Source organism: Enterobacter sp. JS8-1, assembly GCF_049187015.1.
In the GTDB taxonomy this organism is placed as follows: Bacteria; Pseudomonadota; Gammaproteobacteria; order Enterobacterales; family Enterobacteriaceae; genus Enterobacter; species Enterobacter mori.
The window spans coordinates 372,940-397,895 of record NZ_CP185805.1 but is presented as its reverse complement, the minus strand read 5'-3'; the positions used below and the strand labels follow the sequence as shown (position 1 = coordinate 397,895).

General features: G+C 54.8%; 24 protein-coding genes and 1 tRNA gene. 10 read left to right on the top strand and 15 right to left on the bottom strand.

Annotation, left to right across the window (positions count from 1 at the left end; translation table 11 throughout):
• Positions 1-98 precede the first annotated feature (98 nt).
• Both groL and ACOQH0_RS01905 read right to left on the bottom strand, forming a co-directional pair.
• Complete coding sequence (groL, locus tag ACOQH0_RS01910; protein WP_010427772.1) at positions 99-1,742, bottom strand: chaperonin GroEL; 1,644 nt, start codon at positions 1,740-1,742, stop codon at positions 99-101.
• Between the two features lie 39 nt (positions 1,743-1,781).
• A complete protein-coding gene (locus ACOQH0_RS01905) occupies positions 1,782-2,075 on the bottom strand; it encodes a co-chaperone GroES (RefSeq protein ID WP_003855929.1) in 294 nt (97 codons plus the stop codon).
• A 178-nt stretch (positions 2,076-2,253) separates the two neighbouring features.
• Between ACOQH0_RS01905 and yjeH the strand changes: the two genes are divergently transcribed.
• Positions 2,254-3,492 carry an L-methionine/branched-chain amino acid transporter gene (yjeH, locus tag ACOQH0_RS01900; RefSeq protein WP_421511413.1) on the top strand — a complete coding sequence of 413 codons (1,239 nt, stop codon included), beginning with the start codon at positions 2,254-2,256 and terminating at the stop codon, positions 3,490-3,492.
• 33 nt (positions 3,493-3,525) lie between these two features.
• On the opposite strand, the gene ACOQH0_RS01895 is transcribed toward yjeH, so the two are convergent.
• Positions 3,526-3,990, bottom strand: coding sequence for an FxsA family protein (locus ACOQH0_RS01895; RefSeq protein ID WP_214595123.1), 465 nt, complete (start codon positions 3,988-3,990; stop codon positions 3,526-3,528).
• Between the two features lie 335 nt (positions 3,991-4,325).
• Between ACOQH0_RS01895 and aspA the strand changes: the two genes are divergently transcribed.
• From aspA to ACOQH0_RS01865, 6 genes are all read left to right on the top strand, one after another.
• Positions 4,326-5,762, top strand: a complete 1,437-nt coding sequence (gene aspA, locus ACOQH0_RS01890) for an aspartate ammonia-lyase (RefSeq protein ID WP_010427776.1) — start codon at positions 4,326-4,328, stop codon at positions 5,760-5,762.
• 117 nt (positions 5,763-5,879) lie between these two features.
• Positions 5,880-7,181 carry an anaerobic C4-dicarboxylate transporter gene (locus ACOQH0_RS01885; protein ID WP_028016415.1) on the top strand — a complete coding sequence of 434 codons (1,302 nt, stop codon included), beginning with the start codon at positions 5,880-5,882 and terminating at the stop codon, positions 7,179-7,181.
• 113 nt (positions 7,182-7,294) lie between these two features.
• The gene (gene cutA / locus ACOQH0_RS01880) at positions 7,295-7,618 is read left to right on the top strand and encodes a divalent cation tolerance protein CutA (RefSeq protein ID WP_421511412.1); all 324 of its coding nucleotides are present in this window, start codon (positions 7,295-7,297) and stop codon (positions 7,616-7,618) included.
• Positions 7,594-9,303, top strand: coding sequence for a protein-disulfide reductase DsbD (locus ACOQH0_RS01875; protein ID WP_421511411.1), 1,710 nt, complete (start codon positions 7,594-7,596; stop codon positions 9,301-9,303). The genes cutA and ACOQH0_RS01875 overlap by 25 nt, the downstream gene beginning before the upstream one ends.
• A gap of 49 nt (positions 9,304-9,352) precedes the next feature.
• Complete coding sequence (locus ACOQH0_RS01870; RefSeq protein WP_089601520.1) at positions 9,353-9,928, top strand: transcriptional regulator; 576 nt, start codon at positions 9,353-9,355, stop codon at positions 9,926-9,928.
• 117 nt (positions 9,929-10,045) lie between these two features.
• A tRNA-Phe gene (locus tag ACOQH0_RS01865) sits at positions 10,046-10,121 on the top strand.
• A 373-nt stretch (positions 10,122-10,494) separates the two neighbouring features.
• Here ACOQH0_RS01865 and ACOQH0_RS01860 read toward each other — a convergent pair.
• Entirely contained in the window at positions 10,495-10,815 is a 321-nt protein-coding gene (locus ACOQH0_RS01860; protein WP_421511410.1) for a FaeA/PapI family transcriptional regulator, read from the bottom strand.
• Between the two features lie 168 nt (positions 10,816-10,983).
• On the opposite strand from ACOQH0_RS01860, the gene ACOQH0_RS01855 reads away from it, so the two are divergent.
• From ACOQH0_RS01855 to ACOQH0_RS01845, 3 genes are all read left to right on the top strand, one after another.
• Positions 10,984-11,712, top strand: coding sequence for a winged helix-turn-helix domain-containing protein (locus ACOQH0_RS01855; RefSeq protein ID WP_421511409.1), 729 nt, complete (start codon positions 10,984-10,986; stop codon positions 11,710-11,712).
• Positions 11,705-12,172 (top strand): hypothetical protein, encoded by a 468-nt coding sequence (locus ACOQH0_RS01850; protein ID WP_421511408.1) that lies wholly within the window; start codon positions 11,705-11,707, stop codon positions 12,170-12,172. The genes ACOQH0_RS01855 and ACOQH0_RS01850 overlap by 8 nt, the downstream gene beginning before the upstream one ends.
• Before the next feature lie 102 nt (positions 12,173-12,274).
• Positions 12,275-13,396 carry an HD domain-containing protein gene (locus ACOQH0_RS01845; protein ID WP_421511407.1) on the top strand — a complete coding sequence of 374 codons (1,122 nt, stop codon included), beginning with the start codon at positions 12,275-12,277 and terminating at the stop codon, positions 13,394-13,396.
• A 36-nt stretch (positions 13,397-13,432) separates the two neighbouring features.
• On the opposite strand, the gene ACOQH0_RS01840 is transcribed toward ACOQH0_RS01845, so the two are convergent.
• The 11 genes from ACOQH0_RS01840 to ACOQH0_RS01790 are packed head-to-tail and all read right to left on the bottom strand — an operon-like array spanning position 13,433 to position 24,899.
• Positions 13,433-14,170 carry an SDR family oxidoreductase gene (locus ACOQH0_RS01840; protein WP_029484976.1) on the bottom strand — a complete coding sequence of 246 codons (738 nt, stop codon included), beginning with the start codon at positions 14,168-14,170 and terminating at the stop codon, positions 13,433-13,435.
• Position 14,171: 1 nt separating this feature from the next.
• Positions 14,172-14,423, bottom strand: a complete 252-nt coding sequence (locus ACOQH0_RS01835; RefSeq protein WP_421511406.1) for an acyl carrier protein — start codon at positions 14,421-14,423, stop codon at positions 14,172-14,174.
• Complete coding sequence (locus tag ACOQH0_RS01830) at positions 14,410-15,213, bottom strand: protein dehydratase (protein WP_316383319.1); 804 nt, start codon at positions 15,211-15,213, stop codon at positions 14,410-14,412. The genes ACOQH0_RS01835 and ACOQH0_RS01830 overlap by 14 nt, the downstream gene beginning before the upstream one ends.
• Positions 15,210-16,463 carry a beta-ketoacyl-[acyl-carrier-protein] synthase family protein gene (locus ACOQH0_RS01825; RefSeq protein WP_421511405.1) on the bottom strand — a complete coding sequence of 418 codons (1,254 nt, stop codon included), beginning with the start codon at positions 16,461-16,463 and terminating at the stop codon, positions 15,210-15,212. The genes ACOQH0_RS01830 and ACOQH0_RS01825 overlap by 4 nt, the downstream gene beginning before the upstream one ends.
• On the bottom strand, positions 16,453-17,823 hold the full coding sequence (locus tag ACOQH0_RS01820; protein WP_421511404.1) for a TolC family protein: 1,371 nt from the start codon (positions 17,821-17,823) through the stop codon (positions 16,453-16,455). Before ACOQH0_RS01820 ends, ACOQH0_RS01825 begins: the two co-directional genes overlap by 11 nt.
• Positions 17,820-19,751 carry an ABC transporter permease gene (locus tag ACOQH0_RS01815; RefSeq protein WP_421511403.1) on the bottom strand — a complete coding sequence of 644 codons (1,932 nt, stop codon included), beginning with the start codon at positions 19,749-19,751 and terminating at the stop codon, positions 17,820-17,822. Before ACOQH0_RS01815 ends, ACOQH0_RS01820 begins: the two co-directional genes overlap by 4 nt.
• Before the next feature lie 3 nt (positions 19,752-19,754).
• Complete coding sequence (locus tag ACOQH0_RS01810) at positions 19,755-20,906, bottom strand: efflux RND transporter periplasmic adaptor subunit (protein ID WP_256460243.1); 1,152 nt, start codon at positions 20,904-20,906, stop codon at positions 19,755-19,757.
• Positions 20,896-23,010, bottom strand: a complete 2,115-nt coding sequence (locus ACOQH0_RS01805; RefSeq protein ID WP_421511402.1) for a peptidase domain-containing ABC transporter — start codon at positions 23,008-23,010, stop codon at positions 20,896-20,898. The genes ACOQH0_RS01810 and ACOQH0_RS01805 overlap by 11 nt, the downstream gene beginning before the upstream one ends.
• A gap of 2 nt (positions 23,011-23,012) precedes the next feature.
• The gene (locus tag ACOQH0_RS01800) at positions 23,013-23,969 is read right to left on the bottom strand and encodes an ABC transporter (protein ID WP_411778185.1); all 957 of its coding nucleotides are present in this window, start codon (positions 23,967-23,969) and stop codon (positions 23,013-23,015) included.
• 4 nt (positions 23,970-23,973) lie between these two features.
• The gene (locus ACOQH0_RS01795; RefSeq protein ID WP_421511401.1) at positions 23,974-24,642 is read right to left on the bottom strand and encodes a DsbA family protein; all 669 of its coding nucleotides are present in this window, start codon (positions 24,640-24,642) and stop codon (positions 23,974-23,976) included.
• A gap of 56 nt (positions 24,643-24,698) precedes the next feature.
• Entirely contained in the window at positions 24,699-24,899 is a 201-nt protein-coding gene (locus tag ACOQH0_RS01790) for a DUF4762 family protein (RefSeq protein WP_042714040.1), read from the bottom strand.
• Between the last annotated feature and the right edge of the window lie 57 nt (positions 24,900-24,956).

Sequence of the window (24,956 nt, the reverse complement as noted above, 5' to 3'; positions counted from 1 at the left end):
TCCGTGTGTAAACCTTATACCTAAAAGATGACCAAAAGAAAAACCCCCGAGCATTTCTGCCCGGGGGTTTTTCACATTCTAAGCGGTAAAGCGCACGATTACATCATGCCGCCCATACCGCCCATGCCGCCCATACCAGCAGCACCTAAGTCAGGCGCGTCGCCTTTTGGCAGGTCGGTCACCATGCACTCGGTGGTGATCATCAGGCCAGCAACAGAAGCCGCATACTGCAGAGCAGAACGGGTTACTTTTGTTGGGTCCAGGATACCGAAGTCGATCATGTTGCCATATTCTTCAGTTGCCGCGTTGTAACCGTAGTTACCTTCGCCCGCTTTCACGTTGTTGGTTACAACGGATGGCTCTTCACCGGCGTTGGACACGATCTGACGCAGTGGCGCTTCCATCGCGCGCAGCGCAACTTTGATACCCACGTTCTGATCTTCGTTCTGAGCAGTCAGGCCTGCCAGCTTAGCGGCAACACGCACCAGTGCGACACCACCACCAGCAACCACGCCTTCTTCTACCGCAGCACGGGTCGCGTGCAGGGCATCGTCAACGCGTGCTTTTTTCTCTTTCATTTCAACTTCGGTCGCCGCACCGACTTTAATTACCGCAACGCCGCCAGCCAGTTTCGCTACGCGCTCCTGCAGTTTTTCACGGTCGTAGTCAGAAGTCGCTTCTTCGATCTGCTTACGGATCTGACCAACGCGGCCCTGAATAGCGGCTTCTTCACCCACGCCATCGATGATGGTGGTGGTGTCTTTGTTGATCACAACGCGTTTCGCCTGGCCGAGGTCTTCCAGGGTCGCTTTTTCCAGCTCCATACCGATCTCTTCAGAGATTACGGTACCGCCAGTCAGGGTAGCGATATCCTGCAGCATTGCTTTACGACGATCGCCGAAGCCAGGTGCTTTAACCGCAGCCACTTTCACGATGCCGCGCATGGTGTTAACCACCAGGGTCGCCAGTGCTTCGCCTTCAACGTCTTCAGCGATGATAACCAGCGGCTTGCCTGCTTTCGCAACGGCTTCCAGCACTGGTAGCATTTCGCGGATGTTGGAGATTTTCTTGTCAGCCAGCAGGATGAACGGGCTTTCCAGCTCAACAGCGCCAGTCTCTGGCTTGTTGATGAAGTATGGGGACAGGTAACCGCGGTCGAACTGCATACCTTCAACCACGTCCAGTTCGTCTTCCAGACCGGTACCGTCTTCAACGGTGATCACGCCTTCTTTACCGACTTTATCCATCGCTTCTGCGATCAGTTTACCTACGGTTTCGTCGGAGTTAGCGGAGATGGTACCAACCTGAGCAATCGCTTTAGAGTCAGAGCACGGTACGGACAGCGCTTTCAGTTCTTCAACAGCGGATGCGACAGCTTTGTCGATACCACGTTTCAGATCCATTGGGTTCATGCCCGCAGCAACGGCTTTCAGACCTTCAGTGATGATAGCCTGCGCCAGTACGGTCGCGGTGGTGGTACCGTCGCCTGCAGCGTCGTTCGCTTTAGAGGCCACTTCTTTCACCATCTGCGCGCCCATGTTTTCGAACTTGTCTTCCAGCTCGATTTCACGTGCAACAGAAACACCATCTTTGGTGATGGTTGGCGCGCCGAAGGATTTGTCCAGCACTACGTTACGACCTTTCGGACCCAGGGTCACTTTCACTGCGTCTGCCAGTACGTTTACGCCGCGGAGCATTTTTACACGAGCGTCGTTACCGAATTTTACGTCTTTAGCTGCCATGTTCTTATTTCCTCAAATTCGTACAGTTTCGTGCGTAAATTACGCTTCAACAATTGCCAGAATGTCGCTCTCGGACATGATCAACACTTCTTCATTGTCGATCTTCTCGGATTTCACGCCGTAGCCATCGTTGAAAATGACGATGTCACCAACTTTAACGTCCAGCGGCTGCACAGTTCCGTTTTCCAGGATGCGGCCCTTACCGACAGCGATGATTTCGCCACGCGTTGATTTGGCTGCCGCAGAACCGGTCAGAACGATGCCGCCAGCAGACTTGGTTTCAACTTCTTTACGTTTGACGATCACACGATCATGTAACGGACGAATACTCATTGATAGCTCTCCTTTGAGAAAGTCATTATCAGTTATGGATGACGCCGGGCCGCACGCGGTTTTCCGGCTAGTGCCCTGAGAGATGGGGATAGCTTTTTCCCCCTTCAAGGGGGAATCGAAAAAAAATTTGCGAAAGTGTTACCATCGCCTCTCTTTTGATGGTGGCAGGACGATGGAAATGAGTGGACTCAAGCAGGAGTTGGGGCTGGCACAGGGCGTTGGCTTACTCTCCACCTCCTTGTTAGGCACGGGCGTGTTTGCCGTACCCGCCCTGGCCGCGCTGGTCGCGGGGAATAACAGCCTGTGGGCGTGGCCGGTGTTGATTGTGCTGGTTTTCCCGGTGGCAATTGTCTTCGCCATCCTCGGGCGGCATTTTCCCAGCGCGGGCGGCGTGGCGCATTTTGTCGGCATAGCGTTTGGTCCGCGCCTTGAGCGCGTCACCGGCTGGCTGTTTCTCTCCGTCATTCCGGTTGGTCTTCCTGCGGCGTTGCATATTGCGACCGGCTTTGGTCAGGCGCTGTTTGGCTGGCATAACGCGCAGTTGTTGCTGGCCGAACTGGGCACACTGGCGATCGTCTGGTGGGTGGGCTCGCACGGCGCCAGCTCCAGCGCCAATCTGCAGACGCTGGTTGCGGTGCTGATTGTTGCGCTCGTTGCCGCTATCTGGTGGGCGGGCGATATCACCATAAAGGAAATTCCCTTTCCCGCGGTAACAGACGTCGACCATTCACAGCTTTTCGCCGCCCTCTCCGTCATGTTCTGGTGTTTTGTGGGCCTGGAAGCCTTTGCCCATCTGGCGTCGGAATTTAAGCAGCCTGAACGTGATTTTCCCCGCGCGCTGATGATTGGCCTGCTGCTGGCGGGTACGGTCTATTGGGCGTGTACCGTGCTGGTATTACACTTCAACGCGTTCGGTGCGGATCTCGCTGCCGCTGCATCGCTGCCGGGCATTGTGGTTGAATTGTTCGGTGTGAAAGCGCTGTGGATCGCCTGCGTCATCGGCTATCTGGCCTGTTTTGCCAGCCTGAATATTTATATCCAGAGCTTTGCCCGGCTGGTGTGGTCGCAGGCGCTCGACAAACCTGAGAATCGCCTCGCGCGCCTGTCTAAACGCCAGCTTCCGCTGAATGCCCTGAATGCCGTGCTGGGCTGCTGCGTCCTGAGTTCGCTGTGTATTTACGCGCTGGATATCAATCTGGACGCGCTGATCGTTTACGCCAACGGCATTTTCATCATGATCTACCTGCTGTGTATGCTCGCGGGTTGCCGTCTGCTGAAAGGTCGCTATAAAGCCCTGGCGGTCGTTGGGGGTGTGCTTTGCCTGCTGCTGCTGGCGATGGTGGGATGGAAGAGTCTGTACGCTATTGTCATTCTGGCAGGGCTGTGGCTGTTTTTACCGAAACAGCAGAATCCGTAGGCCCGGTAAGCGAAGCGCCACCGGGCAAAAAAATCACCGTTCGTCTTTATGATCTAACCGGTCGCGCTGGTCGTCCTTACGCTGGTACTCCCCTTCAAACGTATCACCCGGCCCGGTGCTGAACCCGCCACCCGGCATGCGGCTGAAACGCAGATGCGGCAGCAGCTTCATGGTCAGGTGCTTCTGCACCGGCGGTAACAGCAGCAACAGGCCGAGGAAATCGGTGAAGAACCCCGGCAGGATCAGCAGCAGGCCCGCAATAATCAGCGACACGCTTTTGATCATCTCGGCTGCCGGGCTTTCACCCGCGGCCATCTTCTGCTGCATTAACAGGAAATTTTTGAAACCCTGATTACGCACCAGCGACATGCCGATGACGGAGGTGAAGATCACCAGAATCAACGTCAGCAGCACGCCCAGCACATGGGCAACCTGAATGAAAATCGAAATCTCAATGTAAACATAGAGAAAGAAAGCAATAAACGGTATCCAGCGCACTGGCATCTCCTGTAGGGCAGGTGCCATCTGGCCCCTGTCTGAATGTGTTCGCAAAACGCGTTTTTTAGAGATGGCGACGGTTAGCCAAAATTCAATCGGTTTGCACGGATATTTTTTTCGGAAATATTAAAGCGGTGACACATTTCACAGATTAATAATTATCATGGAATCGGGTCGATAATAAGTGATCCAGCTTACGGCAATTCGCTATCATCAGCATATGATCTCGAACATCAGGCCGATTGAGGGAATAATCGTCGGTCAGAAAATATTCAAAACCACATATATACTGTGTGTTTAGTACAATCCATCGGCAGCTTGAAAAGAAGGTTCACATGTTAAACAACATTCGTATCGAAGAAGACTTGTTGGGTACCAGGGAAGTTCCAGCGGATGCCTACTACGGTGTTCACACTCTGAGAGCGATTGAAAACTTCTACATCAGCAACAGCAAAATCAGCGACATCCCTGAGTTTGTCCGTGGCATGGTGATGGTGAAGAAAGCCGCAGCACTGGCAAACAAAGAGCTGCAAACCATTCCTAAGAGCGCTGCAAATGCGATTATCGCCGCGTGCGATGAAGTGCTGAACAACGGCAAATGCATGGATCAGTTCCCGGTTGACGTCTACCAGGGCGGCGCGGGCACCTCCGTCAACATGAATACTAACGAAGTGCTGGCAAACATTGGCCTGGAGCTGATGGGCCACCAGAAAGGTGAATACCAGTACCTCAACCCGAACGACCACGTTAACAAGTGTCAGTCTACCAACGATGCTTACCCAACCGGCTTCCGCATCGCGGTCTATGCCTCTGTAGTGAAACTGGTGGACGCGATCAACCAGCTGGGCGATGGCTTCCAGCGTAAAGCGGTTGAGTTCCAGGATATCCTGAAAATGGGTCGTACCCAGTTGCAGGACGCAGTCCCTATGACCCTCGGTCAGGAATTCCACGCGTTTAACGTGCTGCTGAATGAAGAGACCAAAAACCTGCTGCGCACCTCTGAGCTGCTGCTGGAAGTGAACCTGGGCGCAACCGCCATCGGTACACGCCTGAACACGCCAGACGGCTATCAGCAGTTGGCGGTACAGAAACTGGCTGAAGTCTCTAACCTGGCCGTTGTCCCTGCGGAAGACCTGATTGAAGCGACGTCCGACTGCGGCGCATACGTCATGGTTCACAGCGCCCTGAAACGTCTGGCGGTGAAACTGTCCAAAATCTGTAACGACCTGCGCCTGCTCTCTTCCGGCCCGCGCGCGGGTCTGAACGAGATTAACCTGCCAGAACTGCAGGCGGGTTCGTCCATCATGCCAGCCAAAGTTAACCCGGTTGTGCCAGAAGTGGTCAATCAGGTCTGCTTCAAAGTCATCGGTAACGACACTACCGTGACCATGGCCTCTGAAGCCGGTCAGCTGCAGCTGAACGTGATGGAGCCAGTGATTGGCCAGGCGATGTTTGAATCCATTCACATCCTGACCAACGCCTGCTACAACCTGCTGGAAAAATGCATCAACGGCATCACCGCCAATAAAGAAGTGTGTGAAGGTTACGTCTATAACTCTATCGGGATCGTCACCTACCTCAACCCGTTCATCGGCCACCACAACGGCGATATCGTCGGTAAGATTTGTGCCGAAACCGGTAAGAGCGTGCGTGAAGTCGTGCTTGAGCGGGGACTGTTGACCGAAGCTGAGCTGGACGATATCTTCTCGGCCCAGAACCTGATGCACCCGGCGTATAAAGCGAAACGATATACCGATGAAAGCGAACAGTAACAGTTCAGGCTAAGCTTCCGAAAGGCACGTCACTTGTGACGTGCCTTTTTTCTTTTTAAGCATTACCAATTACACAACATTTCAATATCAACTTGTTAATAAACAAGGAAGGCACTTATGTTTGGAGCAGAACTCGTCATCGTCTTGTTGGCGATTTATTTGGGCGCACGACTCGGGGGGATCGGCATCGGTTTTGCCGGCGGTCTCGGGGTGCTCGTTCTTACCCTTATCTTTCAGATCAAACCCGGCGCAATCCCTTTTGACGTTATCGAAATCATCATGGCAGTTATTGCGGCTATCGCGGCCATGCAGGTCGCAGGCGGTATGGACTACCTGGTGAGCCTGGCGGAGCGTATGCTGCGCCGCCATCCAAAATATATTACCTTCCTTGCCCCGCTGGTGACCTGGTTTATGACCATTCTCGCCGGTACGGGCCACACCGCCTTCTCTACGCTGCCAGTGATTACTGAAGTGGCGAAGGAACAAGGTATTCGCCCGTCGCGTCCGCTCTCTATTGCCGTCGTCGCGTCCCAGATTGCGATTACCGCCTCGCCGATTTCCGCTGCGGTGGTCTTCTTCGCCGGTATCCTTGAGCCGATGGGCGTGAGCTACCTGACGCTGCTGGCGATCTGTATTCCGGTGACGCTGATTGCGGTTATGATCACCGCCGTGCTGTGTAACTTCCTTGGTGCCGAGCTGAAAGACGATCCGGTTTACCAGGAACGCCTGGCGAAAGGTGAAGTGAAGCTTCGCGGCAGCCAGGTCTTCGAGCTGAAGCCACACGCAAAACGCTCCGTGCTGCTGTTCCTGATCGGTATTGTCGCCGTGATGTTCTATGCGACCGCCATCAGCGACACCGTGGGCCTGATCCAGAACCCGGTCCTGCCGCGTAACGAAGCGATTGTGGTATTCATGCTGACCATCGCGACGCTGATTAGCATCACCTGTAAAATTGACACCAGCGAAGTGCTGAACGCCAGCACCTTCAAATCCGGTATGAGCGCCTGCGTGTGCGTACTGGGCGTAGCCTGGCTCGGTGATACCTTCGTGAAAGCGCACATCAGCGACATCCAGACCGTAGCCGGTGACCTGCTGCACAATTACCCGTGGCTGCTGGCGGTCGTGCTGTTCTTTGCTGCGACACTGCTCTACTCTCAGGCCGCCACCACGAAAGCGCTGATGCCTGCGGCACTGATGCTGGGTGTGACGCCGCTGACGGCAATTGCCTCTTTCGCGGCGGTTTCTGCGCTGTTCGTGCTGCCAACCTACCCAACCCTGCTGGCGGCGGTTGAAATGGATGACACCGGTTCAACGCGTATCGGTAAGTACGTGTTTAACCACGCGTTCCTGATCCCGGGCGTCGTCGCCATTACGCTTTGCGTGATCCTCGGCTTTATCATCGGCGGCATTGTGCTGTAAACGGATTGCCGTTGTAAAAATAGTTAAAATCGGGCCGCTCTGCGGCCCGTTTCATTAATGACCAACTGCCTTGCGTGATATAGTGAAGACTTTCGTGATGAGGAGGTCGACTTGTGAACACGCCTAATGCTGTTGTCGTACTGTGCACCGCCCCTGATGAAGCCACTGCCCAGGATCTCGCCGCCAAAGTGCTGGCCGAAAAACTGGCTGCCTGCGTGACGCTCCTCCCCGGTGCCACCTCCCTTTATTACTGGGAAGGCAAGCTGGAGCAGGAGTACGAAGTCCAGATGTTGCTCAAAACCAATCCGGCGAATCAGCAGGCGCTTCTCGACTGCCTCAAATCTCATCATCCTTACCAAACTCCGGAACTGCTGGTGCTGCCAGTGGTCCACGGCGATAACGACTATCTCTCATGGCTCAACGCTTCCTTACGCTGATCCTGCTGCTGTGCAGCACGTCAGCTTTTGCCGGGTTGTTTGACGCACCCGGCCGTTCGAACTTTATTCCTGCCGACCAGGCGTTCGTTTTCGACTTTCAGCAAAAACAGCACGATCTCAATCTTACCTGGCAGGTGAAAGAGGGCTATTACCTTTACCGCAAGCAGGTGAGCATTACGCCTGTCCAGGCTAAGGTGGGCGCACTGCAGATGCCCGCGGGCGAGTGGCACGAGGACGAGTTTTACGGTAAGAGTGAAATCTACCGCCAGCGCTTAAGCGTGCCCGTTACGGTGAATCAGGCCGACAAGGGTGCTACGCTGACCGTCACCTATCAAGGGTGTGCGGATGCCGGGTTCTGCTATCCGCCGGAAACGAAAGTCGTGCCCCTTAGCGAAGTTAATGCTGCCGCCGCTATTCCCCCTCTCCCCTCAGGAGAGAGGGCCAGGGTGAGGGGTGAAGGCGAAGCCGCGTCAGACCTTCCGTTCTCAGCGCTGTGGGCCTTACTGATCGGCATCGGCATTGCCTTTACGCCGTGCGTCCTGCCAATGTACCCGCTTATTTCGGGCATCGTACTGGGCGGCAAACAACGCCTCTCCACCGCACGTGCGCTGCTGCTGGCCTTCATCTACGTGCAGGGTATGGCGCTGACATACACCGCGCTCGGCCTCGTCGTCGCCGCTGCCGGATTACAGTTCCAGGCGGCGCTTCAGCATCCTTACGTGCTTATCGGCCTGTCAGCGGTGTTTATCCTACTGGCGCTGTCGATGTTTGGCCTGTTCACGCTGCAGCTGCCCTCCTCGCTGCAAACCCGCTTAACGCTGATGAGTAACCGTCAGCAGGGCGGATCGGCAGGCGGGGTGTTTGCGATGGGCGCGATAGCAGGGCTGATCTGCTCCCCTTGCACCACCGCGCCGCTGAGCGCCATCCTGCTGTATATCGCCCAGAGCGGCAACATGTGGCTCGGCGGCGGGACGTTGTACCTCTATGCACTCGGCATGGGCCTGCCGCTGATTCTGGTGACGGTGTTCGGCAACCGTCTGCTGCCGAAGAGTGGCCCGTGGATGGAGACGGTAAAAACCGCGTTTGGCTTTGTGATTCTGGCGCTGCCTGTATTCCTGCTGGAGCGCATCATCGGTGATGTCTGGGGCATTCGCCTGTGGGCAATGCTCGGCGTGGCCTTCTTCGCCTGGGCATTTATCGTCAGCCTGGGCGCAAAAAAAGCGTGGATGCGCCTGGTGCAAATTCTTCTGCTCGCCGCTGCGCTGGTGAGCGTGCGTCCGCTACAGGATTGGGCGTTCGGCTCACCCGTTAGCGAGACGCAGGCGCACCTGAATTTCACGCAGATTAATAACGTGGATGAACTCAACGCCGCCCTGATGCAAGCAAAAGGCAAACCGGTGATGCTCGATCTCTATGCCGACTGGTGTGTCGCCTGTAAAGAGTTTGAAAAATACACCTTTAGCGATCCGCAGGTACAACGTACCCTGAAAGACACGGTTCTGCTCCAGGCGAATGTGACAGCCAATAATGCGCAGGACAAAGCGCTGCTAAAACAACTTAACGTTCTTGGGCTGCCAACGATTCTGTTCTTCAATGAGCAGGGCGAAGAGCAGCCGATGCAGCGTGTAACCGGGTTTATGGATGCGACGGCGTTCAGCGCGCATTTGCGCAATCGCCAACCGTAAACAACACTTTAGACGGGACAAACCGTTGGGAATAACGGAGGAGAAAACCGTGCAACGTGAAGACGTACTGGGACAAGCCCTGCAATTACTTGAGATTCAAGGGATCGCCAGCACCACGCTTGAGATGGTCGCCGACCGTATCGATTACCCTCTGGACGAGCTTACCCGCTTCTGGCCCGATAAAGAGGCGCTGCTCTATGACGCCCTGCGCTACCTCAGCCAGCAGGTGGATATCTGGCGCAGGCAGCTGATGCTGAATGAAGAGCTCACGGCAGAGCAAAAGCTGCTGGCGCGTTATACCGCCCTGACGGAATGCGTCAGCAACAACCGCTATCCGGGCTGTCTGTTCATCGCCGCCTGTACGTACTTCCCCGATCCTGGCCACCCCATCCATCAGCTGGCGGATCAGCAAAAACGTGCGGCGCATGATTTTACCCACGAACTGCTGACCACGCTTGAAGTGGATGACCCGGCGATGGTGGCGAAGCAGATGGAGCTGGTGCTGGAAGGTTGCCTGAGCCGCATGCTGGTGAACCGTAGTCAGGCGGATGTGGATACTGCTCACCGTCTGGCGGAGGACATTCTGCGCTTCGCCCAGTGCCGTATGGGCGGGGCACTGACTTAAGCCAGCATTCTGCGTCGACGCACAAACCGACAGACTGCCGCAAAGTTAAGCAGTTGAATCGCTTTTCCCGAAATAGTGTTGACGATCGGGCGGGTTTGCGGTTTAATGCGCTCCGTTGCCCGGATAGCTCAGTCGGTAGAGCAGGGGATTGAAAATCCCCGTGTCCTTGGTTCGATTCCGAGTCCGGGCACCACTATTTAAAGAACCCAGCCTATGGCTGGGTTTTTGCTTTTCTGCCCCTGAAAAAAACATTCGCTCACTTCCCTTTAGATGCCTTCTTTGGTCAAACAGACGGTGCTTCCTCATCACGGCAACCCTGATGCAGAGTTGCACGTGCCGCATTTACGAAATGCGGGGCATTCAGTCGTAAAAGCAGCAATATTATTCTGAGTCAAAAAACATAAAAACATTATCCTTAATACCCGAACATTAAAAATTTTATTGGGAATTTTCTTACCACCCTGCGAGATTATAATTAGTATTTTTCAAATGTTTTAGACATATCTATTTGACTTCCGCCCCATTGTTGCAAATAAAAATACCCCTTGTTAGAATGCGAACATAATTTATGTCGCTTTCTTTGATAAAAACCACTGATGATGCTTTTGCATTTTATCCCGTATAACCTGGCCATATTTTTCCAGCGGAAGAAGTAAGTGTCTAACTTTATAAATTGAAATACCGCACAGATCGGCAAGCTCCCTGGTGGAAAGACCGCGCGTGCTATGATCTTTCAATAAATTGAGAATCAACATTTGTTCCGGCCCTCTGATCGTCTCCAGACCACTTATTCCCATTTCCGCCGCTAACATCTGCAGATTGTCGTGAGGGGCGTTGTAGCCTGGATGTACAGCACCCGGGTTGTATGAACACTGTGAGAGTTTCATTGTCGACTCCTGATTTTTGAAGGCGTTAGCAGTATGAAATCCCTTGAGTCAACCAGCAACATTAGCTTTAGATGAAAGTAAAAACAGGATTTTTATCTGACTTTCATACTGTTTTATCAAAAACAGTCGGTATGTGAGAGAAAAGTAAGGCTTAGGGAGGAGAGGGAAATGAGGTACGATATTGAGGGATTTATCACTTTTGATACAGAGGATGCATCTCTCCTGAATCTGCTGACCGGAGATTGCGTTGAATTATCCCAGACTTCTACGCGTCTGTTAGCAGAATTACTCACCCACCGCGGCGATATCCTTTCCAGGAGTGAAATTTTCCATTCGGTATTTGATCAATACGGTGCCAGAGCATCAAATAGTAATCTAAATCAATATATCTCTACGTTACGCAGAAACCTGAGCGACCTGGGCGTAGAAAAAGAGATCATTACTACCGTTCCGCGCATTGGTTTCAAGATTGCGGATGACGTCGTCATCCATAACGATCGCGAGTATCGAACCCCTTTTCTGGAAGAAAAAGTCCCCGATCCCACCCGCAACCCACCTTCTCCTTCTTTTTTTGAAAGGATTGCCCGAATAATGACGCTGGGTTTTGTATTAATCCTTTTGTTAATTAGGCCTCATAACGTCGATTCCGGGGAGGATATACATAAAATCGTTGACGACCAATGCATTATCTTTACCTCCCCCGCCCTGACGCTATGGGATGTCAAAAATAGTTTTAATTTTACAACGCAACCGTTCGACTGCTCACAGCCTAAAGAATTGTATCTTTACAAAAAGCAGATAAAAGGAGCGCTGGGGAATATTATACATTTGCTTCTGATTGAGTGTAATAACGGCAACTGCGAAAGTTTTTATTACAGAGAAAAAACCAATGTCTAAGCGCGTCTTTTTCCTGTTCCTCTGCCTCGGCCTCTCCCTGGCGGGGGGGATTTTTTCGTTTACCAGACCCTCTACTTTCTCATGTGAGTCGCAGTTTTCTGTTGTACAAAACATCAATGACGATACTATCCATGCTGAAGGTCTGATTTTTTTTAACATGTCGAACGATAATATATTTATCAATATCGATGGTTTACTTTCTCATAACAATAAAAACCAACTTATATCACGTACGCTAAAGATAAAATATAAACCGTTTAATGCCAGCGCACATTTATATCAAGTCACAAGCGTCCGCACCCTGCGCGATAGTACAGACAATATTGACGACAGTGTCGCTCTGAATTTATTGTTTGGCAAAGGGTCTGATGACAAGATAATTTACCTCGATAAATTTAATAATAATACAATACTCTTTGGTAACCACACATTCCCGCAGTATGGTTGCAAGCGAAATTAATTTGTGTGGTTTTCTTTAACGAAGCACAGCGTAAGTTAAATTTTCAATATCATGAATATAAACTTAATAGAATCACTGACTTGCATTTCAAAAATAATAGACATGATCAACCCCCGACTTAACTTGCATCATGTCAGAACGGCGTATATTGCCTGGCTTCTGGCATGTGAGTCGCAGTTTACGCCTGCGCAATGTCGGAAAACACTGCTGGCAGCCCTGCTTCATGATATTGGAGGACTGAACGAAGAGTCTCGCCTCCAGCCCATGAGCTATTACGATAATGAACTCAATAATCACGCCGCTGTGGGGGCTGAACTACTGGCCAGTGTTCCTTTACTGAATCCATTACATGCAATTGTACGCTATCATCATACCCATTGGAAAAATGGTCGAGGCGCGTGTGTTAATGGCGTAAAAACGCCTAAAGAAAGCCATATCATCTATCTGGCGGATCGTCTGGATGTTTTAATCGCACACTATCGTGCTGGCGATATCATCACGGCAAAAGAAGAAATTATAAAAATCATTGTCAGCGGTGAAAGTGAATTATTTCAACCAGAATATATCAACGCATTCCGAAGGGTCGCAAAAAGCGAACACTTTTGGCTAAAAATAAAATCGACCGCATTTGACGATTATATTAAAGAAGTCCCCCGCATTCATAACGACTTCATCTCTTTACATAACTTCCGTGATATCGCCGGTATGCTGGCGTTTATTATTGATGGGTTCAGTCAACATGGCGTTCAGCATTCTTTGGTGGTTGGGAGAATATCGGGATACCTTGCCAAAGAGATGGGTATTCCTCCTGTGCAGTGTCTGAAAATTGAAATCGGGGGGCTGTTGCATAATCTCCCAACGCTGGCCGTGTGCGCCGCACCGGCACATGCCGATGGGGGTAATGCCGTGTGGGATGAACTCTATCCCATCGAAGCAATCCGAGACATTGCCGGGTGGTGTCAGATTCAGAAATCGGTAGATGCAAAATCAGCCTATCCCCCGGAAGTGACGATCATCAAAGCCAGTATCTGGCTGGCCTCCTTACTGCAGGGAGTTACGCTATCGTCGGAATTTAAGACTCGCGTGGCTGAAACGGCGGAAATCACACCCGAGCTGGCGGGGATCGTGCGGCAACACAGTGCTATTTTATTACAGATATTCCAGGAATCCGTTAAAGAACGACTCGCGCTGGTACAGCGAATTAATCAGCTGAGCTCGTCATGAGCCGCGAGAAGTAGCCCTTCTCGCGGTTGCCTTACCTCAGACTGACAAACCTCCGTCCAGCACCAGCGTTTGCCCCGTGAGATAGCGGCTCCCTTCTCCGACCAGAAAGGCAACCGCGTGCGCAACGTCCTGCGTTTGCCCCAGACGGCGTAAGGGAATGTTCTGCCGCATTGCTTTCAGGCGGGCCTCAGGGATAGCCTCCACCATTTCTCCCTCAATAAGTCCAGGTGCCAGACAGTTTACCCGAATACCAAACCGTCCCATCTCCTGAGCCAGCGAACGCGTCAGGCCAATCATTGCCGCCTTACTGGCCGCATATGCCGTTTGCCCGCTGTTGCCCTTTATTGCCGTGACGGACGACATGAGCACGATGGCTCCGCGGCCCTGCATCATCATGGCAGGCAAGAGAATTCGGTTCCAGTTCACGAGCGCAACCAGGTTGTTCGTCAGCACATCCTGCCAGTCGCGTGCCGTTTGATGAATATGCAGTGCGTCACGGGTCATTCCGGCGTTGTGAATAATCGCCGCGGGTGCGCCAAATTCATCAAGCAGCGACATCGCCAGTCGTTGAACATTCCCCTCATCGCGACCATCGCAGCGGTAACCTTTAACCCAGGTTGACGTGTGCAGTTTGCGCGCCTGCGCCAGCGTGCGGCCAATACCGGCCTCACTGCGGCCGGTAAACACAATGTTCCAGTCGGGCAGCAGGTGGCTCACCAAAGCCTGACCAATTCCTCTGCTGCCGCCGGTGATCAACATCCATCTCTTTTCCATCTCAGCCGGCCATTTCCTGTTCGATGTACAGACTCAAATCGCGGAGGGTCATCGGCTGCTTTTTCATAAACATTTCAGCCGTGAGGGTCACATTAAACTCGCGTTTCGCCAGCACCATCAGTTCAACATAATCGAGGCTGTCGAGTTCCAGCTGCGACAGCGTCGTGTCCGGCCTCAACGCTTCCAGCGTCATATCTTTCGCATCGGCAATCATTTCGCTGATTTTGCTGTAGATGTTTTCATACGGTTTCATTTGCATTTCCTTTTGTCAGCGGGCCGACTTTCAGCGTCACGGCACTGCTAATGTAGTGTTGTTGATAGCGGGTTTGCGCAGCAATTCGCACCACTGCACCCTGTAAAAGATCGCCGACCACCATGGCGGGTAATGTCTCGATCTCAAGAGGTTCTGGTAAAGGCACCGACTGCCAGGGCGCGAGCAGATGGCTGTCGAAAACAACCTCCTGATGGGTTTGCACAACGGGATAGCGGGTGAAGAGCGCGTCCAGCGTACGACCAGCCGGCACCAGCGATGCAATGACGTTCTGATCTAACAGCGCGGTATCCTGAAGGAGATGGCGAAACAGCAGCGCATCAAGAAAATGCCACTGCCGGGCGTCGGGAAGCAGAGGCAAAAAAGTCTGATGCAGCGCGGCAATCGTTGACGCGCCGAGTTCTCGCTGACTTTCTGCTTCTTCTACAGCGAAAAGACTCACCGGCACGATAGTGCATGAGAGGCAGACTTTCTGCGCGGTAAGATCGTGCACGGCGGCTGAAACGGGCTTATTCGAGTCGCGCATCAGAAGATAATCGGTATCCCGCCACAGCGGTCTACGCAACCGCACGGTACACTTCAGAAAGGGTGAGCGGCGAACCTCCGGGCTAATGAAACGTTTAACATCCAGCAATGCGCGCATGCCGTGAACGCTGAGCCTGCTTCCGCCCTGCGATTTCACCCATGCCTTATCGAAATGCACCGGATTGTAATCCCCTGAAAATGCAGCCCACAACCGTGCGTCCTGCTGGCTGTAATGCAGCGTCATCATGAATGTTTCTCCAGAATTAACGCCGCGTTTGCGCCACCAAATCCAAAGCTCAGGTTGAGCGTACGGCGGATATTCGCGCTACGATGCCCTTCCACAACATAGTCAAGGTCGCAGCGCTCATCGGCCTGCTGGAAATTGGCCGTTGCGGGAATCATTCCGTGGGCGATGGCCTGCAGGCAGACGATGCTCTCGAACGAGCCTGCGGCTGAAATTAAGTGTCCCGAGTAGGATTTCGTACTGGAAATGGGGATAGACCAGGCCGCATCCCCCAGCGCCATTTTTAGCGACTGCGTTTCGTTGATGTCGTTCAGCGGCGTCGAGGTACCGTGAGCATTGATATAGTCCAGGTGCCCGGGTTCAAGCTCCGCCTGCCGCAGCACGGAGATGATGGTTTGCACGCGCGCAAGGCAGTCTTCGGCGGGTGAGGTAAAATCCCAGGCGTCAGAGAAATTGGCGTAACCCGTGATTTCACCGAGAATAGTTGCTCCTCGCGCGATCGCCCCCTCGCGCTCCTCCAGACACAGCACCGCCGCGCCTTCTGACAGCACGAATCCATTACGGTGCGCGCTGAAAGGACAGCTGGCGCGCCGCGGATCCCGCGCCTCTTTGCTCAATGCCCCTAATACGTCGATATTCCAGATCGCACAGGGACTCGTCAGAGACTCCCCGGCGCCTGCCAGCATCATCTGCGCCCTTCCGGTGCGGATCACCTCGTAGGCTTCGCCAATCGCGATCGTTCCCGTCGCACAGGCCGCCACAACGGTATTCTGAAAACCGTTAAGCCCCCAGAACTGGCTGCAGGCGGCAGTGGTGACGCTCGGCATCGAATAAAAACAGTTAAAAGGCGAGGCGAAACCCGTTGCCGAAAAATCACGTTGCGCATCGTAACTTTCGTCCAGCCCTCCCCAGCCGGTACCCATGATCGCTCCGCAGTCTAACGGGCTGTAGAACTCCTGCGGTGGCTGGTCACCAAAGGCCATCGCCATGGCCTGACGCGCCGCGCCAAACGTGAGCCGGGCAAACCGCGGCAGGCGGCGTCTGACGGCGGCCGGCACCCCGACCAGGCTGGGTTCGTTATCCACCAGCCCAAGAAAATGGGTTTTGATATTCTGCGCCGAGTAATCGACGTAACGATACCCAAGCTGGTAGTTCACGATCGCCTGCCAGCTCTCATCAGCCGTCACGCCAAGGGGTGTAACGGCGCCATAACCGGTTACAACAACCCGCTTATCTCCATGTTTAAGCTTCATCTTTCATTATCCTGTATTGCGTGTCGCCCCCTTGCGCCAGCCAGAGCTGCAGCGTGGCGTAAAGGTAGTCGTATTGGATTTGCGCGAGGGCGTTCTCTGTGGTCAACAGTTCGTCCTGCGCGTCAAGCAGCGTCTGGAAATCCACCGCGCCTGCGCGATAACGGTTTTCCGTGAGGGACAATCGCCGCTGGCTCAGGGCCTGCGACTGAAGTAGCCTGGCGCGTTGCTCATCTGCGCTTAGCCGGTTTTCCATGGCCTCATCCACTTCAGCGAGTGCGGTATAGGCGGTAGAACGGAAAGCGACCGCAGCCAGTTTTGTTGCTAAATCCGCCTGCTCAACGGTGAGCTGGCGGGTATTCCACTGGATAAACGGCAAGGCCAGCGCGGCGCCTGTTGTGAGGATTGGGTCGCGGAACCACTGACTGAAAATCTGGCTTCCGGCATTCAGAGACGCATCAAGAGAAAGCGCGGGGTAAAACTGCAGGCGAGCCGCGTCATAACCCGCAAGCGCAGCGCGCAGGCGCGACTCAGCAGCCTGAATGTCAGGCCGCTGAGCGATCGCCCGCAGCGGCGTTGTGCGCGAGATGGGCACCTGCTGATGGACATCCAGCGCGATCGATTCATCCGCATGTTGCTCGGCTGGTCTGTTGAGCAACAGCGCTAACGCATTGCGTGTGTTCTGGCGCTGCTGAACTAAGGTTCTGAGCTGATTTTTCCGCTCCAGCAGCGCTTGCTGTGCTTGCAGAACATCAAGCTGCCCTACTTTTCCGGCGTTAAACCACGACGCCACCTGCTGCACGGTCTGTTCCGAGATCGTCAGGCCGTCACGCTGGTTGCGGATCTGCTGGTTATACAGGGCGATGCGCCAGTAAAGCTGGGCCGTGGTGCCAATAGTAGAAAGGACGGTCGCATGGTAATCCTGCTCGCTCGCCCTGGCCTGCCATTCACTCTGCTCACGGGTACGCGCCAGTTTCCCCCACAGATCCAACTCCCAGGCGATAGCAATACCGCCGCTGTAGCTCTCCTGTGCAGGTGTCCCCTGACGCACCGTTTTACTGTTGCTGATGGAACCGCTCGCCCTGACGTCGGGGGTCACGTTGGTGCGGGTTAGCCCTGCCGCAACGCGTGCCTGCTGCAGCGTGATGGCTGCCGCCGCGAGATCGTTATTGCTTTCCAGCACCTGTTCAATTACCCGAGACAGGCGGGGATCGTTAAAACGCCAGCCGTTTTCCGTTTCCTTCTCCGTCATCGTGGGCCACCCTGTCGGTAATGACAGCACTGGGCGCTGGTAGTCGCTGCGGGTCATCGCGCTACACCCCGCCAGAAGTAGCATCGCGGCTAAAAAGAGGTGTCTTGTCATTCGCGAGCCAGCGCCTCTGTGGGGTTAAGGCGTGCGGCACTGCGCGCCGGGAAATAACCAAACGCCAGGCCAATCGCAGCGGAAAAGCCGCAGGCCATCAGCACCGGGAAGACGGTAAACACCATTGAAAATGCATCCGTGACGAAGGCAAAAAATTGCCCCACCAGCCAGGCACCTAGCACCCCAACCAGGCCGCCGAGCGCGCAGATCATCACTGCTTCGATGAGAAACTGATTCATGATGTCCGCGGGACGCGCCCCTACCGATAATCGAATGCCGATTTCATGCGTCCGCTCCGTCACTGACACCAGCATGATGTTCATCACCCCCACGCCGCCCACCAGCAGCGAGATGGCCGCGATCGCGGTAATCAGAAGCGACATAGAGTCAGAGGTTTTTTGCATGGCATTCGCCAGCCGGTCATCGGTTTGAATAAAGAAATCTTTCCGCCCATGCTCCCGCAGCAGGTGACGCTCCACGCGCTCCGCGGCCTCCTGTGGCTCCAGCGGCGGCTGGAAACGGAGAACCAGCGACTCCAGCGGTATTTGCCCCGTCAGTCGCTGCTGCAACGCGGTATGAGGCACCCACGCAGCCATGAATCCCCCCACCACTTTCGGCCCCGGGCGGGTGGCGACACCGATCACCCGCCACGGCGCACCGGTAATCTGCACAAGCTCACCAAGCGGATTTTCCCCACCGGGGAACAGCGTATCCCGCCCGGTTTCATCAAGAATGATGACCGGTTCGCCATCCGCAACATCACGTGCCGTAAAGCCCGTGCCCTGAACAAAGCGCAGTCCCTGCAGGGAGAAGAAGTCTTGCGAAACACCGGACAGCATCATTGAGGAATCGAAGCCTTTGCGCACCGCAAGCGCCGTGCTGCTGACGATCGGCGAGACGCCCATCACCCACGGCAGCGTCTGCAAACTGCGCACGTCTTCCATCGACAGCGCATGCTCCATGTCCGGACGCGCATTGCCCCATCCGGTTCCCGGGCGTATCTCAAGCGTCGTATTTCCCAACTTGCCAATCTCATCCATGATTGACCGCCGCGCGCCTTCCCCTACTGCCATAGATGACACCACCGATGCGATGCCAATGATGATCCCCAGCATGGAGAGAAACGCGCGCAGCCGGTGCCCAGCCAGTGCACGCCAGGCCATACGAACAGATTCGCGAAGGCGCCGCGCCAGTGACGCCCGCCCGTTATCCTGCTCCGGCAGCGGTTTTGAGGAACAAGCCTCGGCGTGCTGAACATCGCTGATGATTCGCCCGTCGCCGATCTCAATAATGCGCTGCGCCTGTCGGGCGACGTCGCGATCGTGGGTTACGATAATGACCGTGTGCCCGTCCGCATGCAGCTGATGCAACACGCCCATCAGCGCCTTACCGCTGGTGCTGTCCAGGGCTCCGGTAGGTTCGTCTGCCAGGATAACGTGCGCGCCGTTTATCAGTGCCCGACAAATGCTCACGCGCTGCTGTTGTCCGCCAGAAAGCTCCGCTGGACGGTGCCGTAGCCGGTGTTCAAGTCCGAGCTGAAAGGCCAATCTCCGCACGCGCGCCGTGCGCTCCCGTTCCGACATCGCGGTGTACAGCGCGGGAATGGCAATGTTTTCTTCTGCGGTCAGATACGGCATCAGGTGATAGCGCTGGAAAATGAACCCCAAATAACGACTGCGCAGATCGGCAAGGTAGAGGTTATCCGCGCGATGCACCGGCGTGCCATTGATCAGTACCTCTCCGGAAGAGGGCCTGTCCAGGCAGCCGATGATGTTCATCAGCGTGGACTTACCCGAGCCGGACGCCCCCACAATCGCCACCATTTCGCCGCGATGAAAGGTCAGTGAAATATCACTCAGCACTGCCAGCGTTTGCGTGCCCGCGTTAAATGTTCGGCAGACCTGCCGTAGAACGATAATCGGCTCCATCCGTTATCCTCGCTCCACGTCTTGTGCCAGCACCACCTGGTCGCCCGCCTGCAGCCCTTCAAGCACTTCGGCGTATTGACGGTCGTTAATGCCGATGCGGATCGTACGGGACTGCGTATTCCCGTCTTCAACGGTGGTAATGGTGTATCGATCGCCATCCATCGCCTGGCCCAGCGCGGCAACCGGAACGCGCAGAACGTTACTGGCCCTGGCGATCTGAATAAAGACCTGTGCCGTCATTGACGTTTTGAGTTCACGACCGGCGTTAGGCACCTCGAACGTGCCGGTGTAGTAGACCGCCGCGGCCTGAGGGTTCCCGCCCATACCTCTCTCGCCGGATGCCTCGATCGCGTCCTGCGGCGCAGGCTGCACATAGCCCATGGTGCTGGCGTAACGTTTATCCGGATTGGCAATGACATAAAAACTGAGCGGCTGGCCGGGATGAATTTTTTGGACGTCCGCCTCAGAGATACGCGTTTGTACCTGCATCGTATCGAGATCCGCCAGCACCAGGATGGTCGGCGCCGTTTGCGACGAAACGATGGTCTGTCCTTCACGGGTCACAACCCCCAATACCTCGCCGTCAACCGGCGCGACAATGCGCGTATAGCTGAGGTTGGCCTGCGCCGTTTTCACCGCCATTTCAGCCTGCGCGATCTGCGCCTCGCTCACCTCAATCTGCTGTACCTGCACCGCGTATTGCGATCTGGCCTGCTCAAACTCGCTGCGCACGCCTGAGCCGTCGCGCTGCATCATGCGCTGACGATCCAGCTCCTGGCGGTAGCGCAGCAACGTTGCTTGCGCGGAGAGCTTCTGCGCTCGGGCGCTGGCGAGCTGTGCCTTTGTATTCCTGAGTTCCGACTCCTGCAGCGTCGGGTCGATTTCCGCCAGCAGTTGTCCTTTTTTCACCCGCTCTCCCTGTCGAACATACAATTTACGCAACTGCCCGTTGACCTGAGCACCGACGTTAACCTGTACCGCTGGCTTCAGGATCCCCGTCACCAGCACCACCTTTTCGATGTCGCCGGTGCCGATAGTCTCCACGGCCAGGCGCGCATGCGGTGAGGGCGAGTCCATCACCACCCAAAACCCCGCCATCGCGGCGGCAAGCGCCAGACCGCAGCCCAGCATGACCCAGCGGGAATCAAGCTTCATTGCCACCCTCCCGCAGGCTGAGCCTGCCGCCAGCCAGGCGGTAAACCTGCTGAAATCCCGATAAAACCTGCTCGCTGTGCGTGACAACAATCAATGATTTTCCAGCCCTGCGGCAGTGCGCGTGGACCGTTGCCATGACGATTGCCGAGGTCTCGTCGTCAAGATTGGCCGTCGGCTCATCAAGGAGCAAAACAGGGCGTGAGCTGTACAGCGCACGGGCCAGCAACAGCCGTTGACGCTGGCCGAGAGACAGCGCCGCGTGGCTCTCGCGGATCAGGGCATCCAGCCCCCCTGGCAATGCACGCACCACGTCACCCAGCGCGAGAGCATCAAGCAGAGCCTCAACCCGTCCGCGGTCGCGTTCCCGGTAGTACGCGTCGAATAAGGTGATGTTTTCACGCACCGAGGCGTTAAAGAGAATGTCCTCCTGGCTTTGCAGGCAGACATACTGCGCCAACTGTGCGGCAGGCAGCGCGTTCCCGCCTGCATAACATCCTCCCGCCTGTGGGGAGAACAGCCCGGCTATCAACCGGAGTAAGGTGCTTTTACCGGCCCCCGACTCTCCCACAATTGCAATCTGCTCCCCTGACCGGAGCGGTAATGAGACGGATGTGAGGACGGGCATGGCGGGATCGTACCCGTAGCCTAGCGCGTTAAAGTCCAAATCAGGCGCCGCATCAGCTGGGGGTATTGTTGTTAGCGGCGCGCGCGCACCGTCTTCCCGTGGCGCAAAAAGGGCATGCGCGCGGGTGTCGATCACGTGCAGCTGCGTTTTCTGAATGATGGCGTAGAAGATCCGCGTGACGTAGGAGGTAAAGATTTGCCGCAGGAAGCTGTAGGCAAAAAAATCGCCCAGTGAGATCAGCTTGCCGTGAACCATCGGCAGCACCACCAGCATAAATGCCACCATCTCCAGGCTGCCGCTCAGCTGATACAGACCCTCTTTTACCTGTTGATAGACCTTCTGGCGCTGTAAGCATGCAAACAGTTCGCGGCTTAAGGCGGCAAACTGACCCTGACGCTGCCCTTCCAGCCCGGCTGTTTTGACGGTCAAGATGCCCTGAATGGTCTCCATAAAAAAATCATTCAGCGCGGCGCTTTTCAGCTGCAACTGCTGGGTAAACCAGCGGTCGCGGATCACGGCCCAGACGCTGATGATCCCCATTACCGTCACGCCGATGGCGGAGATCGCCGCCAGGACCGGGGCGATCCAGAACATGATCGCCAGCGCGATCGCACCTATCACCCAATCGGAACGCAGACCATTATCCAGCTCGATCTTCTGCAGCAGGCCCATCTGCCAGGCGGTAAAGCGGCTGAAGATCTCCCCTGGGGCTCGTTTTTCAAAAAAACGTAGTGGGTTTTGAAGCAGACGAGAAAATCCGACGCCGCTGTGGATCAGCACAAACCGTTTGATGTAGCGTTCGCTGATCGCCCGAACCCCCAGAGCCATCAGCGACGAGACCACAAACGCCAGGATAAACCAACCGTACGGGAAGCCGCTGTTCTCCACGCTGGAGAAGGCCTGGTTGATGGCGCTACTGACCATCGTGGGCATCAGAAACAGCGTTAACGACACCAGGAAGGTCAACAGCATCAGCCGATAAATACCCGGCTCGCCCGCCGTCTCCTGCATGCTCATCACCCCTGGCATGGACTGTACCGTTGTCGGCAGCGCCAGCTCGGGATCGGCGGCCAGCACCTGGTCGGGTTCCACAATCAGGGCATAACCGCTGATCTCCTGCTTAAGCGCGGCAAAGGGCAGCCACTGCTCGCCAATCGCCGGGTTCATTACGCAGACGTGGTTGCCTTTACGCCAGGCCAGCAGGACATAGTGGCTCGCACCGTAGTGCAAAATAGCCGGCAGCGGCAGTTCACTTAGCTCATGATGCTCAAACAGCACGGGCGTCGTCGCTATGCCCAATCGCGCCAGGATGGCCATCAGCGTGTCCAGCGAAGTACCGTGATCGGAGGCTGGAAAAATGCCGCGCAGCGTCTCGAGCGAGATCGTCTGCCCCTGCGTTTGCGCCAGCATCGCTACGCACGCCAGCCCGCACTCGTTGGTCTCTTCCTGAAAGATCAGATTCGGGATCGTGGTTTTCATTTTTATAGTGAGTGATTAATAAAGTAGAGAGAATGGCTGTGCCAGAGGAGCCACTCCTGCGGGTGCTTTCGCAGGGTAGATTCAATGATGACGGGCAGCGCGCTGGCGACATTCTGACTGCTCACCGGCGGATGAATGTGGATGCGCAGGCCGTTGTCATAGCTGAGGTGATAAAACACGACCTGTGCGGCAATTGCGCCGGAAAGACGCACCAGACCGCTATGCAACTTTGCGCTGCGACCAAATAAACGACATGGCAGCTTCGCCACCCGCGCCCCTTCTGCCTGCGAGGTATAGTCGGGCGAGATATCAGGAAAAATAATCATGTTCTGCTGCCCGACGGCGACATCGGTGATGAGCTCCATCAGGCCGCTGGCCAGCGTTTTGTTCTCCTGATGAATTGAACAGTAGGCGAGTGCAACACCCCCAAGCGCACGGACGGGGGCGCTGTAAAGCTCAGCGCTGGAAGAAACCACCACGCTTGCTTTACCCGGCGTGACGCTGGCACCAATGATGGCAGCCAGCACGTCAGACACCGTATGGAGCGGTGCCAGGATGTAGGGCGCGTTTTGCTGGTGCAGCGGTGCGACCACCGCATCGAGATCCGCGGCGCAGGCTCGAATTTGCTGAAGCAGCACCGTGTTTTGCCCCCAGGTGGCGGCCTCTTCCAGCAGGCGTCGCCGGACTGCCATCCAGGCCACGTCCAGCCGGGACGTTTGCCCAGTCAGGCAACGATAGTTTTCATTAGCCACCGCGTTTCGTAAGCGAAACGCGCGTCCGAGAAGCCACGATGCGCAGAGTCCCTTCGCCACCACCAGCGTCACGGGGAGTGGCACGTATCGCATTATTTTTCGCAATAGAAAAATACCGCACTGAGAAAGCGTTCGCTGAATGACTTCAATTTTTCCCGCGCTATTCTTGACGCTAAACACGCTCCAGACAATGAATAATCTGATCACAGAATTATTTATCCTCTTTGAGCAGTTCCAGCATGCGCTGCGCAAACGCCGGGAATTCGCGGTCCTGCGCGACAACATAGCGTTGATTAATAATAAACATCGGCGTGGCGTTAATATCGTAGTAATGGGCAATAGACGCCATTTCGCTGAGACGTTCTTTAACCTTTTTACTTTTCCTCAATGTCGTAAATTTGACGACATCAATATTATTTTTCGCTAACCAACCGTTCAGTTTTTTCTCATCCGTAAGATCAACGTTTCGCGTGATAATGGCGTTATACGCACTGTCGCGAACATCCCTTTCTATTCCCATCGCTTCCAGCGTGGCAAAGATCGGCGCATAGGCGGCAAGGCCATTATCCTCGCCTGCAATATGAATAGAGGTAAATGTGGTATCCGGCGGTAGTTTACGGGTAAATTCTGCAAGGTTCTCTTCGTTTGCCGCACAATAATGGCAACCGTAAGACATGACCTCGATAATACTGTGCTCTTTTTTTATCGGACTTTTCGCAAGCTTTTCGGCGCTGATCTCTCGAAACGCCTTCGTCGCGGAATCATCTTTCGCAAAGGAATTAAAAACAAAAATATGATAGAAAAGCACCGTAATCGAAACGGAAATAATAATCAGAAAGATCGAATAACCGATCGCTGTTTTGCGCGTTAATGGGTTCACTATCGTTTTCTCACAGTAGAAAAGCCTGGGGCAGCACACCCCAGGCAGTGCCGATTTTAATAGCGGTTAGGGATACCACCACATTTGCTTGAATCAGCATCTCTCATGCTGGTCGTGCAGCCATGCTTATCCGTACAGGTTGTGATCTGCTTACAGGAGGTGACGCCACCAACGGTGACGTTCTGATACGTGATTTCACAGGTCTTGCAGGTTCCCCCTACAACGCCAGCGGCTTCAAACACTGTCAGTTTTTTCATTTCCGTTTTCCTTACTTCGAGTTAATGACGTGCAATAATTTGCACCGTTAAATCGGT

Coding starts and splice junctions, on each gene's coding strand:
- groL (WP_010427772.1), bottom strand. CDS start 1,742: ATGGCAGCTAAAGACGTAAAATTCGGTAACGACGCTCGTGTAAAAATG.
- ACOQH0_RS01905 (WP_003855929.1), bottom strand. CDS start 2,075: ATGAGTATTCGTCCGTTACATGATCGTGTGATCGTCAAACGTAAAGAA.
- yjeH (WP_421511413.1), top strand. CDS start 2,254: ATGAGTGGACTCAAGCAGGAGTTGGGGCTGGCACAGGGCGTTGGCTTA.
- aspA (WP_010427776.1), top strand. CDS start 4,326: ATGTTAAACAACATTCGTATCGAAGAAGACTTGTTGGGTACCAGGGAA.
- ACOQH0_RS01885 (WP_028016415.1), top strand. CDS start 5,880: ATGTTTGGAGCAGAACTCGTCATCGTCTTGTTGGCGATTTATTTGGGC.
- ACOQH0_RS01875 (WP_421511411.1), top strand. CDS start 7,594: ATGGCTCAACGCTTCCTTACGCTGATCCTGCTGCTGTGCAGCACGTCA.
- ACOQH0_RS01860 (WP_421511410.1), bottom strand. CDS start 10,815: ATGAAACTCTCACAGTGTTCATACAACCCGGGTGCTGTACATCCAGGC.
- ACOQH0_RS01855 (WP_421511409.1), top strand. CDS start 10,984: ATGAGGTACGATATTGAGGGATTTATCACTTTTGATACAGAGGATGCA.
- ACOQH0_RS01850 (WP_421511408.1), top strand. CDS start 11,705: ATGTCTAAGCGCGTCTTTTTCCTGTTCCTCTGCCTCGGCCTCTCCCTG.
- ACOQH0_RS01845 (WP_421511407.1), top strand. CDS start 12,275: ATGATCAACCCCCGACTTAACTTGCATCATGTCAGAACGGCGTATATT.
- ACOQH0_RS01840 (WP_029484976.1), bottom strand. CDS start 14,170: ATGGAAAAGAGATGGATGTTGATCACCGGCGGCAGCAGAGGAATTGGT.
- ACOQH0_RS01835 (WP_421511406.1), bottom strand. CDS start 14,423: ATGAAACCGTATGAAAACATCTACAGCAAAATCAGCGAAATGATTGCC.
- ACOQH0_RS01830 (WP_316383319.1), bottom strand. CDS start 15,213: ATGATGACGCTGCATTACAGCCAGCAGGACGCACGGTTGTGGGCTGCA.
- ACOQH0_RS01825 (WP_421511405.1), bottom strand. CDS start 16,463: ATGAAGCTTAAACATGGAGATAAGCGGGTTGTTGTAACCGGTTATGGC.
- ACOQH0_RS01820 (WP_421511404.1), bottom strand. CDS start 17,823: ATGACAAGACACCTCTTTTTAGCCGCGATGCTACTTCTGGCGGGGTGT.
- ACOQH0_RS01815 (WP_421511403.1), bottom strand. CDS start 19,751: ATGGAGCCGATTATCGTTCTACGGCAGGTCTGCCGAACATTTAACGCG.
- ACOQH0_RS01810 (WP_256460243.1), bottom strand. CDS start 20,906: ATGAAGCTTGATTCCCGCTGGGTCATGCTGGGCTGCGGTCTGGCGCTT.
- ACOQH0_RS01805 (WP_421511402.1), bottom strand. CDS start 23,010: ATGAAAACCACGATCCCGAATCTGATCTTTCAGGAAGAGACCAACGAG.
- ACOQH0_RS01790 (WP_042714040.1), bottom strand. CDS start 24,899: ATGAAAAAACTGACAGTGTTTGAAGCCGCTGGCGTTGTAGGGGGAACC.